The sequence below is a fragment of the Ahrensia sp. 13_GOM-1096m genome (assembly GCF_000620605.1).
Classification (GTDB): domain Bacteria; phylum Pseudomonadota; class Alphaproteobacteria; order Rhizobiales; family Rhizobiaceae; genus Ahrensia; species Ahrensia kielensis.
Genome location: NZ_KK211156.1, coordinates 300,073 through 315,096 on the forward strand (window position 1 = coordinate 300,073; position 15,024 = coordinate 315,096).

Here is a 15,024-nt window from a genome sequence, read left to right on the forward strand (position 1 = left end):
ACGCGTGCATTTTCTGCATCGTATTTTAGAAAGCCATACCGTATGGACCGTTTAGATAGAAAAATTTTGAAGCTTGTGCAGGAAGATGCCACATCTTCTGTAGCTGATATTGCGAAAGCAGTTGGCTTGTCCACTACGCCGTGCTGGCGCCGAATTCAAAAGCTTGAAGATGAAGGCGTTATTCGCAAACGCGTTGCGCTTCTTGATCCTAAGGCTATCAATGCCCGTGTAACTGTTTTTGTATCAATTCGCACAAACACGCATTCTGTCGAATGGCTCAAACGCTTTTCAGAGGTGATTAGCGAGTTTCATGAAGTTGTCGAGTTTTACCGTATGAGCGGTGAGGTTGATTATCTTCTGCGCGTTGTCGTTCCTGATATTGCGGCCTTCGATGCGTTCTATCAGCGCTTGATTACGAAGATCGAAATTCGTGATGTGTCGTCTGCTTTTGCTATGGAGCAGATCAAATACACAACAGAAATGCCGCTTGATTATATGGTGATCGACAAGCCTTAGCGTTTTAGGTGGCGTGTTAGGCGCAGCTCTAGCCCATTCCAAATATTGCGTAATACTTCGACGATAACGAAATAAAATACCGCCGCCCAGATATACATTTGGAAATCAAAGGTACGTGAATAGGCGCGGCGGGTCTCCCCCATTAGGTCAAATACAGTTACTAGCGCAACGATGGCAGAGCCTTTGACCATGAGGATAATCTCATTGCCATAGGGGCGCAGTGCGACAATCAAAGCCTGTGGCAGAATGATTTTCTGGAATGTTTTCCAGCGCGGTATGCCGAGCGAATCTGCACCCTCCCACTGGCCTTTAGGCACGCTTTGAATAGCGCCTCGCAAAATTTCGGCTTGGTAAGCTGCCGTATTAAATGTGAAGGCCAAAATAGCGCAGTTCCATGCATCGCGGAAGAATATCCAGATGCCTAGCGCGTCCAATTCTGCTCGAAAAGTGCCTAGACCATAATAGATTAGGAACACCTGCACGAGTAGCGGTGTGCCGCGGAAAATATAGACATAGGAAAACGAGAGTGCGCCGATGATCTTATTTTTCGACAATCTGCCGAAGGCAATGGGCAATGAAATTATTGCGCCCAGTGCAATAGAAACAGCGACAAGCGTGAGTGTGGTTTGCAATCCGGTCCAATATTTTATGCCGTATTTATCAAACTTTGCTGGGTCCCAAGACGTAAAAAGAAACCAGATTAATCCAATGCCTGCTGCTGTCCAAAACAGCATGAGGATATTTCCGCTTATGCGCGCGCTATTCCATTGTCTTGGTGGGCGCGGCGGCGGGGCCTGATCGGGCAGTATTTCTGTGGCAATGAATTTCATCGGGCATCACCTTTTTCGCTAAAGGCTTCAATGCGTGAAATCACAATCGATGATAGAAGCGCCAGAACAAGAAATAGTAGAAAAGACACGCCATAGAACAAGAAAGCGTGTTTGGTAACGCGGGCTGCAATGCCGGTTTGCCTTACGATGTCTGCTAGCCCGATAGCTGAAACAAGCGCGGTGTCTTTTAAGAGCAGCATCCATAAATTTGCTAAGCCAGGAAGCGCAATGCGGACAAGCTGCGGGAAAATGATCAACCGCATGACGACCGATTTGCGCACGCCTAAGGCAAATCCACCTTCATATTGTCCAAGGGGAATAGCGCGAAATGCGGATAAAAATACTTCTGATGCATAGGACGAGAAAACCAAACCCAAAGCAATCATGCCTGCGACGAACGAATTAAATTCGAACGATATGTCCAGATCAAGAATGACAATGACTTTTTGTATGGCGATCTGCATGCCAAAGTAGACGAGGAACAATGTTAGAAGTTCAGGCAGCCCGCGAAAAATCGTTGTGTAAATATCGGCTGCAGTTCTCAGCGACCATTCTTGGCTTTGTTTAGCCAACGCTACAAAGAAACCGATCAGCAGTCCAAATGGAAGCGTGGCCAAAGCAAGCGTTATTGTTATTAAAACACCTGAGGCGATTTCATCACCCCAGCCCAGATCTCCAAAGGAGAGTAACTCCCAACTCGTCAAATCCCAGTCCCTTCGACTTGTTGATGTGACAACGGCGGAAGCTTATAGAACTCCCGCCGCTCTCTTAATTAAAGCGAATAATTAGTCGCCGTAAACGTCGAAATCGAAATACTTTGTGTTGATTTCTTCATATTTTCCAGATTCGCGGATCGCAATAATGGCTGCATTGAATTTTTCACGCAGTTCTTCTTCGCCTTTGCGGATCGCAATACCTGCGCCTTCGCCATTGATCGCCAAGTCTGGTGTCAAAGTGCCAAGCAATTTACAGCATGCGCCGTCTTCTGTTGCGAGCCAGTCAGAAAGAACAACAACATCGTCGATCACGCCATCGATACGGCCGCTGGCAATATCAAGTTTGTATTCGTCTGGTGTCGGGTAAAGTTTCAGTTCAGCAGAACCTAGTTTTTCTTCAGCATAGTTAGAATGCGTTGTTGAAGATTGAGCACCAAGTGTTTTGCCTGCAAGGGCTGCATCTGTTGCTTCTGCAATGTCAGAGTCTTTTGGTACGGCAATTGCTGGCGGTGTGTTGTAGTATTTATTTGTGAAATCGACCTGCTCTTTACGCTCGTCTGTGATTGACATAGACGCGATGATTGCATCGAACTTGCCAGCAAGAAGGGCAGGGATGATGCCATCCCAATCGCTTGTTACAAATTCACATTCTGCTTTCATTTCTTCGCAAAGGGCTTTTGCAATGTCGATATCAAATCCAACCAGCGAGCCGTCTGCTTCAAGGCTGTTAAATGGAGGGTAGGCGCCTTCAGTGCCGATTTTGATTTTCATAGCGTGGCTTTCTGCCTGCGCTGCGCCGACTGAAAGCGCGACTGCTGCAACAGATGCCAGAATTGTTTTTGTAAAACGCATTTTTCTTCCCTTGTAGTTTGTGCACTGCTGTTTTCGCAGTGTCATTTAAACCCAATATTTTAGGTTCCCGATCTTCCCACTAGTTTACATTGAAATGCAACAAGAAATCGGAGTAGCTGACAAAAAATGGGTGTACCGATTATTTGCCGCCGTTCAGTGGTCTTAACATGCGCAAAGTATTGCCATTTTTATTAATAATGGCATGGCGCGCAAAGCTTGCCAAATGAAGTAAAAATAATGGCAATAGGGCAGTCGCACAGAACAAATGTACCTGCTGTGTTATCTCCAATGCCGCTTGGTTGCCTGAATAAGGCGCTGTCCAGCTGACCAGATTGAAGAAATTATACGCAGTGCCAGAGAGTAAGGGCATTATAAGTCCGGTTATTGCGAGCAGAAAAATCGCAGCCAATAAGCCGATAATAATTAAGCGCTCAAGAAAACTAATTGTCGGGTGTTGATTGGGCGTGCGTGGAAACCCGCGCGAAAGGCGAAAAATAACGCGCCATATCAACGGCAGCGCTAGCAGCAGGCCAAAGCTCAAATGGATAGAAGGCAAATCAAGTTGCTGCGCGGCGACCATAATGATGATCGCAAGCACGCCAAGCCAATGATTGATCACAGAAAGCAGTGAATAGTTCGCCGCCGGATCTGCTTTTGCATTTGGTACATCATGCGGCAATATAGTTTCGGTCATTTATTTAATCTGCACTCAACTTGGTTTGAAGGCATGAAATGGTACAAAACGCACCCGATCGCCTTTGTTGATCTTGTTTACCTCTTCAGGGATTTCGATCAAGCCGGTTGCTTTGCGCAGTCCCGTTATCAGCCCTGAGCCGTCACGATCAAACTTCACTGCAATAGTGTTTCCATTTTCATCTTCTTGCAGCCAACCGCGCAGAAATTCGCGTCGGTCAGTCTTCTTCTTTTTGATTTCAAAGTCAGCTGCTACCGATATGACCTGCGGCTGCTTGATAGGCATACCTAGCAGTTTTGCGATGACAGGATAAACATAAAGATTGGCGCAAACCATAGATGCGACTGGGTTGCCGGGCAGGCTGACGACAACGCAATTGTTGATTTGTCCAAACATCATGGGGCGACCCGGTTTAATCGCGATTTGCCAAAGGTGCCGCTTGCCCAAATTGCTTAGCACATTGAGCATATGATCTTCGTCACCGCGTGATGCGCCGCCACTTGTGAGAATCAAATCATGATTTTTCGCAGCATCGCGCATGGCTTGTGTGATTGCCGCTTCATTGTCTGGCAATATGCCCAAATCGCTGATTGTTACCATTGGGCTGGCAAGTAGCGCTTTCAGCATCGGCCTGTTGGCGTCATAAACTTTGCCGGCTGAGAAAGGTTGCGACGCATCAAGTATTTCATTGCCGGTCGATAGAATTGCGATGCGTAATTTTTTGCGTAGTTTGATTTGTGCCATTCCAATTGAGGCGAGCGTCGCAATTTTCGCTGGCGTTAAAAGCTCTGCCTGATTGATAACGCATGTTTCAGCCTTGAGGTCTTCACCAGCTTTGCGGCAATTAGCGCCTAATTTTAAGCCTGACGGAATAAAGATTTTCCCATCTTCTGTGATTTCGCAATCTTCTTGCATGGCCACCGTTTCGGCGTTTTGTGGCATGATTGCGCCAGTGAATATGCGCGCACATTCACCTTTTTTCAACGTAACCTCATGGCTATCACCAGCAGCGATCAACGCGCCGAGCGCTAATTTTCCTTCGTATGAAATATAGTCCGCATGAGAAAAGGCGTAGCCGTCCACGGCTGTATTATCGGTATAAGGTACATTGCGCGGCGCGATCACATCTTGCGCGATGATACGTCCGTAAGCATCATCTAATGATAATTCTTCGTCATTGACGACCAAGTTTAAACTACGATCAATCGTATCTAAAACTTCGGCATGTTTCATCCTGTCTTTGTCGTGCAAAAAACAATCATCAAGCAGTTGGCGCGTGGTGCTCATGAACGTGGCTCTAAGTTGAGATGCTGAGCAATAAAGTCTGCGATCTGTTTGATGTCATTACGCTCAAAACGGGGAAGATCGCTGTCGATCTCGATATCTGGTTCGGCAGCGATAGCGACGACATTATTGATGCGTCCCATAAGTTTTGCCTGCTCGGCAGAAGCGATCAAAAGCACTTTGGGATGTCCTTCACTTTTAAAGCCTTCAGCCAGAATAATATCTGCGTCTGCCATATGTGTGATGAGAGTTTGTAGGTTAGGTTCGTCTTCATCGGCGCTTATTTCATGCATGAGCGCCCAGCGTTTTGCGCTGGAAATCACGACTTCCTTTGCGCCTGAACTTCGATGCTTGTCAGTATCTGTGCCCGGTTGATCAAGGTCGAATTCATGATGTGCATGCTTGACGGAGGAGACGCTTAGCTTGCGTGATGTGAACTCGGCGATCAACGAAGCCGTGAGCGTTGTTTTGCCGGAGTTCTTAAAACCTGAAATACCAAAAAGCGGCTTCGTCATGCTTGCTGCTCCTGATAGATTTTCTGAGCGATCGCCAAATCTTCCGGTGTGTTAATGTTGAAGAACGGATCGCTATCTTGTTTAAACGGAAAATCGACAAAGACATGCGGGTGCGAACGAACCCACGCCATGACTTTTAGAATGCCAGTGTCACTCAACCATTTTTCAAGATCGTTGCACAAAGATACTGGCCATAAAGCGAAGACGGGGTGATTGAAGCCGCCTGATTTTGCCATAATAATGGTTTCGGCATCTGGCGCATTTGCTGCAAGCTCGGCGGTCAAATTATCGGGGAAAAACGGCGAGTCGCTTGCAATCGTCACGATATGTGTTGTGGAGGGGCGGTTTTCACGCACCCATTGCATGGATGCTAATAGCCCTGCGAGCGGACCTTGAAAGTTAGCAAGCGTGTCGGAAAAGCAAGGTGTAGAACCTATGTTAAAACGGGGATCATCCGAATTGGTGTTGATGGCAATATCTTTGACTTGAGCTTCCAATTTGTGATGCACAGCTTGAAGGATTGTTACATCGCCAAGTTTCAAAAGTGATTTGTCCCCGCCGCCCATGCGCGTTGAGCGACCACCAGCAATAATGACGCCCGTGATGTTTTCAAGTTCAATCATCTTTGCTTCCTTTGCGCCCATGTTCAGCGTTTTCATGGGAAACTGATGCTGGGTCCAGATCACGGATAATGCGTTGATGTCCTGCAAGTGCTGTAAATCGCTTGCCGCGTGCACGCCCGATGAGCGTCAGTCCAGCACGCTGTGCAAGTTCCACGCCCCAAGCTGTAAAGCCTGAACGCGAGACGAGAATAGGGATTTTCATCATCACAGTCTTAATCACCATTTCAGAGGTGAGGCGGCCCGTGGTGTAGAAGATTTTGTTCTCCGCGGGCTCGTTGTTCAAATGCATCCAGCCTGCAATTTTATCGACCGCATTATGGCGGCCGACATCTTCCATATAGACCAGTGCTCGCCCGTCTTGGCAGAGCACACAGCCATGAATAGCACCAGCGCTTAAATATAGGCTGGGCGTCGTGTTGATGGTCTTGGTCAACTGATAAAGGTCGGATGTTTTCAAACGCGCTTCAGGATCGAGGGCGATATCATCAAATCCATCCATTATGTCGCCAAATATGGTGCCTTGAGCGCAACCGGATGTGCGCACTTTCTTTTTTAAAACTTGTTCGTAATTCGTCTGGCGCTTTGTGCGCACAACCACGACATCCAAATCATCATCATACTCAATGCCCGTTATCTCATCGTCTGGTTTGAGCATGTTTTGATTGCGTAAATAGCCGACAGCTAGAAGATCTGGGTGGTCGCCAATCGTCATCATTGTCACGATTTCCTGCGCGTTCAGGTAAAGCGTGACCGGTTTTTCAGTCACCACATTGACGGTAACGGGCAGGCCGTTTTCATCATATCCCGAAACATGGGTCGATAGACCTTCAGCTTCAGGGTTAGGCGCTAGCAAATACTGATTTTCATCTGAGGTGTTCATGACACTTATATGCCTGAAGATGAGGGCTGACTTCAAATGCTAATTTGCTTCGTATCGGCGCGACATACGCGCCGCCATCAAGGTGATAATTAATGCGGCAAGTCCAAAGCCCACCAATAGGGCACAAAGCCCGTAAGGGGAGCCTGTTTCGCCAACAACGATGCCGCCAATAATCGATGCCAAACCACCACCGCCAATCTGTAATGAACCGAGCAAGCCAGATGCGGCACCAGCGGCTTCTGGTCTCACTGATATGGTCGCAGCCGTGACATTGGGCAGTGTCATGCCATTGCCAAGGCCAATTAGCGAAAGCGGTACGAACAACATCCACGCAGCAGGTTCCGCCGACAGGTAAAACAAAAGAAGAGAGACGACCGGCCCGATAAAGCTGAAAATAGCACCAAGGGACATCATTTTTTCAAGCCCAACGGCTTCAGAATATCGACCAGCTATTCCGTTGCCGAATGCATAACCAAGGGCACATAGGGAAAAGTACATTCCATATTCAAAAGGTGTTTGCCCGAAGAACAGGCTGGATACGGCTGGCCCACCGCCAAGGAAAGAAAAGAAGACAGCTGAGGTAAATGAAGCCGAGCCGACAAATAGCCAGAAGATTGGCATTGTTGCGAGCGAAATATAGCCCTGTATCTGATTGCTCGCGCTTTGGCCGATATTTGTGTTTGTCTCAGGCAGCAAAATTAAAGTTGCCAAAAGGGCAATTAAACCAAATGAAGTGAGTAAGCCAAAGGACCATCTCCAGCCTGCGACACTGTCTATGTAGCCGCCGATAGCAGGGCCAATCATGGGCGCGACTGCCATGCCCATTACGACATAGCCAATCATGCTGGCTGATTTTTCACGTGGATAAACATCGCGCACAATCGCGCGCGATAGCACCATACCTGTCGCACTTGCTGCTTGAATAATACGGCCAATTAGAAATGATGAAGCATTGTCTGCCAGTAGGCAGATGGTGGAGCCGACGAGAAACAAAATAAGCGACCCTACAAGGACGGGCTTTCGTCCGTATTTATCCGACAATGGGCCAGAGAAAAGCGAGATTGCAGCGGTGGCCAATAGGTACATCGAAAGGCCCAGCTGCACCGTTGCATAAGGCGCATCAAGATCGAGAGCGATGCTTGGCATAGACGGAACGAATATGTTGATCGCTAAAGGACCGACCGCTGCCAGTATGACCAATATCCAAATTTTTGGCTTTGCTGCCTGATAAATGTCTGCGGAAATCGTCATTGTAGCCTCATGAATAGTACGAGGTCTTAACTTGATGACCCGATACGCTTTGTGTTGTCGCTCTATAGTACTTGCATTGTTTGAACGTTATTGATTGCGCTTACATTACTGGGGTTGAGGGTTTAGCTTTTTGAGCTCAAGCGCCCGTATGCGTTCGCGGTAGATCGCATAAATACCAGAAGCAATAACCAATATTGATCCAATTATCATCAGCAGATCTGGGCGCTCTTGTAGGAAGAAATAGCCGATAAAAATTGCGAAAATCAAACGTGTGTATCTAAACGGAGCAATGGTTCCCATCTCTCCCAGTCTGACCGAATGAACGATACAGTAATAGCCCGCAGGACCGACGAGGCAGGCGGTAAAAAGATACCAGAAGGTTGCGCTATTAATGGGTTGCCATCCACCCTGAAATTCCATCAGAAAATATGACGGTATCGCTAACGTCAAAAAGGCTATTGCAGATACGACCGCAGTTGAAATATTGACATCAACACGCCTTGTTGCCAAATCGCGCAGTGATATGCCGGCAACGCCTATAAGGGCGAGAATAGATGCTGCGTTAAAGCCCGCCATTCCTGGGCGGATGATAATGATGACGCCAGTAAATCCTATTAAAATAGCTGACCAACGACGCCAGCCGACAGGTTCTTTTAAGAAGATTGCAGCGCCAAGGGTTACCATCAGCGGGGTTGCTTGCAAAATTGCCGAAGCATTGGAAAGCGGCATACGGGTTAGTGCTGTTACAAAGGCAAACGCAGCAATAACTTCACCCAAATTACGCAACACAACGGGTGTTTTGAGTAATTTTGCCGTGAATAATTTTTCGTTTTGCAGGCGTGCAATAATTGCAAATGAAATAAAGCCCGCAAGTGAAAGAACAAAGAGTATTTGTCCCACATCCAGCTTGAGAGAGGAAAACTTTATCATGGCATCTTCGACAGCAAAAAGTGCCATAGACACAACCATCAGGATGATTGCGCGAAGATTATTCTGAATGAGGGCCAATGCCATTTAAGTACCTCGACCGCCGGGGATTTGGGTTGCTGATTTGCTGATGGCTTGAACGCTTCGGTTGCGTTGATGCTCACGAAAGATAGCGTAAAGGCCACTGCCAACAACAATGATACTGCCGATAATCGTCCAAAAATCAGGCAGGTCGTCGAATATTAAATAGCCTAGTAATATTGCCCAAAGTAGTGCGGCGTATCGGAAAGGGGCGACCGTTGCGATGTCTCCATCGCGCATTGCAAGAACGATAAAATGATAGCCAACGAATAAAAATCCTGCTGCTAGTATAAGCGTGCCCAGTGTTTTTAATGTCATTGGCTGCCAGCCGCCAAATGGGACAATTAATGCAGCGCCTAGCAATGTGACCGCCGCCGCAGCAAGTAACGAGACATAAAAAGGTGATATGTCTTTGTCGAGCATGCGTGTGACAATGTCTCTGCCTGCTGCCAGCACAACAACCACCAACATGACAAGTGAGTAGATATTAAAACCATCAAGGCCCGGGCGGATAATGATCAAGACCCCGGCAAAGCCGATCAAGATTGCCGAGACCCTGCGCCAACCTACAGGCTCATTTAAAAACAGAAATGCGCCCAATGTGACAACCAAGGGCAAGGATTGCATGATCGCAGAAGCATTTGCGACAGGCAAATTTGAAAAGCCAATCAAAAAGAATGTGGTCGCCACAGCTTCTAAGATCACACGCAAAAGCATAGGCACACTTGTGGCTTGCCTAACGGTAATGCGTTGTTTTTTATAAATGATTAGTGCGGCCAGCAAAGCAACCATCATTAAGCCACGCACAAACATGACCTGACCAGCATTTATTTCATCGGACAATGTTTTGACGATCACATCATTAATAATGAAGCCGGACATCGCCAACGCCATAAATGCGGCGGCCTTATAATTTGTGGATAGGGTCATATTGATTGTCTTATTGTGATTGATGATATCGGGTTATCATCAAGATGAAGAAACACATAGTGCACTTTGGCTAATCGCGCGCTTCAAGCCAGAGCTTTAACGATTCATAGTCCTTATTTGTAACGGATTTCGCGATTTGCTTGCCAATGGCAGCACCAAACTTATACCCATGCCCAGAACAAGCTGAGACCACGGTTACGCGTTTTACTTGATGCACAAAGAAATGGGAATCCTTGGTGAATGTGTAAGCACATGTCACCGTTTTCTCATGGATGTATTCGTTTAGCCTGTTGAAGGGCGGTGAAAAGTGGTTTTTAATTTCTTCGGCTTCTTGTGCCTGCGCGACCCTATTGTGATCGGGCAGAGACGCGTATTTATGCAACCCCGTTCCAAGCTTTACGCCTGAGCCAGCAATGGGCGGAATAACATAGCCGTCAGTGTCTGCACCAACATCAAGAATTACAGGCGCTTTTGCCCAGGCTTCGGCAAGATCTTGAGGCGGCGTATAATAGCCAACAGCGGTGCGATAGGTTGTAAGGTGCTCGGCAAGCGATGGCATAAGCTCTAATACCCACGCTCCTGCCGTTATGATAATTTGGTCATAGTGATCGCCATCAACAATGCCAAATTTTGGCGCAACGGATTTAACTTTATGATTTTCGCGTAGTTCAGCACCATTGCGCAAAAGCCATTGCTTTAAATCGGCCGCGATGTTTTGGCAGAGTAGGGCGCCGCCTTCGGGGCTTTCAGCGGCATACATAAATGTTGACGCATCTAGGAACGGATATTTTTCCGCAGCTTCCTTAGGTGTCATCTTGTGATTTGGATAGCCGCCTTCAACAAGACCTTGATAATATTCATCGGCCTCATCACCCTCGCATTGGCTAATGAGTAGAAAGCCAGTTTCTTTTAAGTGCCGTTCGCCAAGGTCTGCAAATAATTCTTCCCAAGCTGCATAGGCATCATCGATTCGTTTTTGATAACCGCTTTGCTTGCCATAGGCACGGCGAATGATGCGGTGTTCATCGCCTGATGCAGATAAAGGATTTGGAATCGGGCCTTGTTCATAGAGCGTTACTTGATGCCCGTCCTTCGTAAGCGCCCACGCCGACGATAGGCCAGCAATCCCAGCGCCAATGATTGCAACTTTAGCCACCAGTTACACTCATATGGCGCGATACAGATGGCCGTTTTGTTGTCCGGTCAATAATAAAATCATGCCCTTTTGGTTTGCGGCTAATTGCTTCGTCAATTGCTTGGCTGACAAGTTCGTTGCCCTCAGATGCGCGTAGCGGTGTGCGTAAATCAGCAGCATCATCTTGGCCAAGACACATATAAAGCGTGCCTGTGCATGTAAGGCGCACACGGTTGCAACTCTCGCAGAAATTATGCGTCATGGGCGTGATGAAGCCAATGCGTCCACCGGTTTCAGCCACTTCAACATAACGCGCAGGGCCGCCGGTTTTATAAGCGATATCGTTCAGGGTGAAATCTTGTTCGAGATCACTGCGCACTTGTTTGAGCGGTAAATATTGATCTGTTCGATCTTCATCGATTTCACCCATTGGCATTGTTTCAATGAGCGTGAAATCCATATCATCCTTGTGTGCCCAGCGCATCATATCAACGATTTCCATGTCATTGACGCCCTTAAGCGCAACGGCATTGATCTTAACTTTGAGGCCAGCGCTGCGTGCAGCTTCAATGCCGGTCAGCACGCGGTCGAGTGCGCCCCAGCGGGTGATCTTTTTGAATTTGTCACCATCCAGCGTATCCAGTGAGACATTGACGCGTTTGACGCCATTATCAGCCAATTGTTGTGCGTATTTGGCCAGTTGGGAACCGTTGGTTGTGAGTGTTAGCTCATCCAGCTCACCTGATTTTAAGTGCCGCGACAATTGCTCAATGAGATGCATGATATTTTTGCGCACTAATGGTTCACCGCCTGTAAGACGCAATCGCTTCACACCCTTGTTGATGAAGGCTGTACAAAGCCGATCAAGCTCTTCAAGCGTTAAAAGCTCTTTCTTGGGCAGAAAGGTCATATGCTCTGACATGCAATAGACGCAGCGAAAATCACAGCGGTCTGTCACTGAAACGCGCAAATAATCGACCATTCTGCCGAATGGATCAATCATTTCTGGTCCTGTTGTGCTTGCTGTCATTGTTTTCATGTCCTAACGCATATCAGGTGACTGTTGGCTGTAAAGGTCTGTTGGTCAACTCAACTTGCGGTGTTTTTTTGACACTGACACAATAATTAACGGATGCTGCCCATGAGTGAAATATGGCCGACTGAACTAAGGGTTTCAAGCGATAGAAAGCTGCTTTCTGTTCGCTTTGACAATGAAAGCGCATATGATCTTCCTGCAGAGATGCTTCGTGTGATGTCCCCATCGGCAGAGGTGCAAGGTCATTCGCCCGAACAGCGCAAGCTGAAGCACGGCAAAAAAGACGTGGAAATTATGAAGATGGAGCCGGTTGGCAATTATGCTGTGCGGATTGTCTTTGATGATATGCACGATACGGGTATTTTTTCTTGGACTTATTTGGCCGAACTTGGCGCTAACAAGCAAGCCAAGTGGTCAGAATATTTAAATGAGCTGGCAGAAAAAGGTCTAAGCCGATGAGTTTTGAAGCAGTCAAAGATGTCGCTACGCTTGAAGAACTATACGGCGTTCCGGGACAAGCATCACAGGTTAAAGTGGCACATTCATTGACCGCTGAATATCGGGCTTTAATTGAAGCTTCTCCGTTTTTTGCCCTTGCAACGGCAGGGCCAGAGGGACTTGATTGTTCGCCGCGCGGTGAGCTTGGGGGCGCGTTTGTTATTTATGATGACAAGACGATTATCATTCCTGATAGACGCGGCAATAACCGCATGGATAGTTTGCGCAATATTGTGCGTAATCCCGAAATTGCGATGTTGTTTTTAATCCCTGGCTCGCTGACAACTATTCGTTTGAATGGAACGGCCATTGTTACGACAGATGAAAAACTTTTGAAATCAATGGAGCGTGATGGAAAATTACCACGTTCTGCCGTGGTGGTTAGTCTTCGCGAAATTTACACGCAGTGCGGACGTGCTGTCCTGCGGGCAGGGTTGTGGGATCCGGAGACCTATGTTGATCCGGCAGCCATTCCATCGACAGGTGATGTGCTGAAAGCACAAACGCAAGGCGCGTTTGAGGGCAAAGCATATGATGAAGAATGGGCTGGCCGCGCAGAAAAAACGATGTGGTAATCGCTTTTGATATAGAGTTCGGAATTACATTCCGAACTCTTTGAAAAAGTCATTACCCTCACCATCGATGACGATAAAAGCAGGGAAATCCTCAACTTCAATTTTCCAAATCGCTTCCATGCCGAGTTCTGGATATTCCACAACTTCGACTTTTTTGATGCAGTCCTGCGCCAATCGTGCCGCTGGGCCGCCAATCGATCCTAGATAAAAGCCACCGTGGGTTTTACATGCCTCGCGCACTTGGCGTGAACGGTTTCCTTTGGCAAGCATCACCATTGAGCCGCCAAAACTTTGGAATTGATCGACATAGGAATCCATGCGGCCAGCCGTCGTTGGGCCGAAGGAACCAGAAGCCATGCCTTCTGGCGTTTTGGCTGGGCCGGCATAATAGATCGGATGATTTTTAAAATAATCCGGCATATCTTCGCCAGCTTCAAGCCGTGCACGGATTTTTGAATGCGCCAAATCACGGGCAACGATGATTGTGCCGGTTAGAGAAAGACGAGTCTTTACAGGGTGTTTGGACAGTTCTTCAAGAATTTGATTCATCGGCTGCGCGAGATCAATTTTGACCACAGCACCGCCCAAATGTTCTTCATCTACATCCGGCATATATTGTGCTGGATTGGTTTCCAACTGCTCGATGAAGACGCCTTCCTTGTTGATTTTGCCAAGCGCTTGTCTATCTGCCGAGCAGGAAACACCAAGGCCAATTGGCAATGAAGCACCATGCCGCGGCAAGCGGATAACGCGGACATCATGGCAGAAATACTTGCCGCCAAACTGTGCGCCAATACCCATGTTTTGGGTCATCGCATGGATTTCTTTTTCCATTTCCAAATCGCGGTAGGCGTTGGCTTCTTCGGAGCCTTCAGTCGGCAACTCATCTAAATAATGCGTTGATGCGAGCTTGACCGTTTTCAAATTCATTTCGGCTGATGTGCCGCCGATAACGATTGCAAGGTGATAGGGCGGGCAAGCCGCTGTGCCGAGCGTTAAGATTTTTTCACGCAAGAATTCGGTCATGCGGTCATGCGTTAGGAGCGATGGCGTGCCTTGATAAAGGAAGGTTTTGTTGGCTGACCCGCCGCCCTTGGCTACGAATAAAAATTCGTATTCATCAACGCCTTCCTCATAAAGGTCGACCTGTGCAGGTAGGTTGTTCTTTGTGTTTTTTTCCTCATACATCGACAAGGGCGCTAGCTGTGAATAGCGCAGGTTTTTCTTCTCATACGCGTCACGCACACCGCAGCCGAGCGCATCTTCGTCGCCGCCTTCGGTCCAAACGTTCCGGCCTTTTTTGCCCATAATGATTGCGGTGCCAGTATCTTGGCACATCGGCAATATACCGCCAGCGGCAATGTTGGCGTTTTTCAAAAGATCATAGGCAACGAAATGATCGTTTTCGGTGGCTTCTGGGTCTTCGAGAATTGAGGCCAGCTGCTTTAGGTGGCTGGGGCGCAATAGGTGATTGATATCGGAAAAAGCTTGTTCTGATAACAAACGTAGCGCTTCGGTTTCGACAACCAAGGTTTCGTTACCACGAAAATTGTCAACCGAGACGAATTTGTCTGTTAGCTTGCGCCATTGAGTGGATCGTTTACCCAGCGGGAAGAGCTTGCTCATCTGTTTTTCCTAAAGAATTACGATTGTTTGGTTTGTAAGGATTTGTGCGAAAATC

17 protein-coding genes are annotated in these 15,024 nt (G+C 47.5%); 3 read left to right on the forward strand and 14 right to left on the reverse strand.

Annotation, left to right across the window (positions count from 1 at the left end; genetic code table 11):
• Positions 1-42: 42 nt before the first annotated feature.
• Positions 43-516, forward strand: coding sequence for an Lrp/AsnC family transcriptional regulator (locus N530_RS0115230; protein WP_026481403.1), 474 nt, complete (start codon positions 43-45; stop codon positions 514-516).
• Here N530_RS0115230 and N530_RS0115235 read toward each other — a convergent pair.
• From N530_RS0115235 to moaA, 13 genes are all read right to left on the reverse strand, one after another.
• Positions 513-1,346 carry an ABC transporter permease gene (locus N530_RS0115235; protein WP_035267286.1) on the reverse strand — a complete coding sequence of 278 codons (834 nt, stop codon included), beginning with the start codon at positions 1,344-1,346 and terminating at the stop codon, positions 513-515. The genes N530_RS0115230 and N530_RS0115235 overlap by 4 nt on opposite strands.
• Complete coding sequence (locus N530_RS0115240) at positions 1,343-2,050, reverse strand: ABC transporter permease (protein WP_026481405.1); 708 nt, start codon at positions 2,048-2,050, stop codon at positions 1,343-1,345. Before N530_RS0115240 ends, N530_RS0115235 begins: the two co-directional genes overlap by 4 nt.
• Positions 2,051-2,131: 81 nt before the next feature.
• Positions 2,132-2,914, reverse strand: a complete 783-nt coding sequence (locus N530_RS0115245) for an ABC transporter substrate-binding protein (RefSeq protein WP_018688201.1) — start codon at positions 2,912-2,914, stop codon at positions 2,132-2,134.
• A 139-nt stretch (positions 2,915-3,053) separates the two neighbouring features.
• Entirely contained in the window at positions 3,054-3,608 is a 555-nt protein-coding gene (locus N530_RS0115250) for a cytochrome b/b6 domain-containing protein (RefSeq protein WP_026481406.1), read from the reverse strand.
• Between the two features lie 15 nt (positions 3,609-3,623).
• Positions 3,624-4,895 carry a gephyrin-like molybdotransferase Glp gene (gene glp / locus N530_RS0115255; protein ID WP_026481407.1) on the reverse strand — a complete coding sequence of 424 codons (1,272 nt, stop codon included), beginning with the start codon at positions 4,893-4,895 and terminating at the stop codon, positions 3,624-3,626.
• On the reverse strand, positions 4,892-5,407 hold the full coding sequence (mobB, locus tag N530_RS0115260) for a molybdopterin-guanine dinucleotide biosynthesis protein B (RefSeq protein ID WP_026481408.1): 516 nt from the start codon (positions 5,405-5,407) through the stop codon (positions 4,892-4,894). Before mobB ends, glp begins: the two co-directional genes overlap by 4 nt.
• Positions 5,404-6,030 carry a molybdenum cofactor guanylyltransferase MobA gene (gene mobA / locus N530_RS0115265; RefSeq protein ID WP_026481409.1) on the reverse strand — a complete coding sequence of 209 codons (627 nt, stop codon included), beginning with the start codon at positions 6,028-6,030 and terminating at the stop codon, positions 5,404-5,406. Before mobA ends, mobB begins: the two co-directional genes overlap by 4 nt.
• Positions 6,023-6,910: a formate dehydrogenase accessory sulfurtransferase FdhD gene (gene fdhD, locus N530_RS0115270; RefSeq protein WP_026481410.1), complete on the reverse strand. Its 888-nt coding sequence runs from the start codon at positions 6,908-6,910 to the stop codon at positions 6,023-6,025. Before fdhD ends, mobA begins: the two co-directional genes overlap by 8 nt.
• Before the next feature lie 39 nt (positions 6,911-6,949).
• Entirely contained in the window at positions 6,950-8,161 is a 1,212-nt protein-coding gene (locus tag N530_RS0115275) for a multidrug effflux MFS transporter (RefSeq protein ID WP_026481411.1), read from the reverse strand.
• Positions 8,162-8,266: 105 nt separating this feature from the next.
• Positions 8,267-9,175, reverse strand: coding sequence for a DMT family transporter (locus N530_RS0115280; RefSeq protein ID WP_026481412.1), 909 nt, complete (start codon positions 9,173-9,175; stop codon positions 8,267-8,269).
• Positions 9,176-10,099: a DMT family transporter gene (locus tag N530_RS0115285; protein WP_026481413.1), complete on the reverse strand. Its 924-nt coding sequence runs from the start codon at positions 10,097-10,099 to the stop codon at positions 9,176-9,178.
• Between the two features lie 70 nt (positions 10,100-10,169).
• Positions 10,170-11,255, reverse strand: coding sequence for an FAD-binding oxidoreductase (locus N530_RS0115290; RefSeq protein WP_035267288.1), 1,086 nt, complete (start codon positions 11,253-11,255; stop codon positions 10,170-10,172).
• Entirely contained in the window at positions 11,248-12,273 is a 1,026-nt protein-coding gene (gene moaA, locus N530_RS0115295; RefSeq protein ID WP_202899090.1) for a GTP 3',8-cyclase MoaA, read from the reverse strand. Before moaA ends, N530_RS0115290 begins: the two co-directional genes overlap by 8 nt.
• Before the next feature lie 102 nt (positions 12,274-12,375).
• Between moaA and N530_RS0115300 the strand changes: the two genes are divergently transcribed.
• On the forward strand, positions 12,376-12,729 hold the full coding sequence (locus N530_RS0115300; protein WP_026481416.1) for a gamma-butyrobetaine hydroxylase-like domain-containing protein: 354 nt from the start codon (positions 12,376-12,378) through the stop codon (positions 12,727-12,729).
• Positions 12,726-13,343 carry a pyridoxamine 5'-phosphate oxidase family protein gene (locus tag N530_RS0115305; RefSeq protein WP_026481417.1) on the forward strand — a complete coding sequence of 206 codons (618 nt, stop codon included), beginning with the start codon at positions 12,726-12,728 and terminating at the stop codon, positions 13,341-13,343. Before N530_RS0115300 ends, N530_RS0115305 begins: the two co-directional genes overlap by 4 nt.
• Before the next feature lie 24 nt (positions 13,344-13,367).
• On the opposite strand, the gene N530_RS0115310 is transcribed toward N530_RS0115305, so the two are convergent.
• On the reverse strand, positions 13,368-14,969 hold the full coding sequence (locus N530_RS0115310; RefSeq protein WP_026481418.1) for a fumarate hydratase: 1,602 nt from the start codon (positions 14,967-14,969) through the stop codon (positions 13,368-13,370).
• Positions 14,970-15,024: the final 55 nt, after the last annotated feature.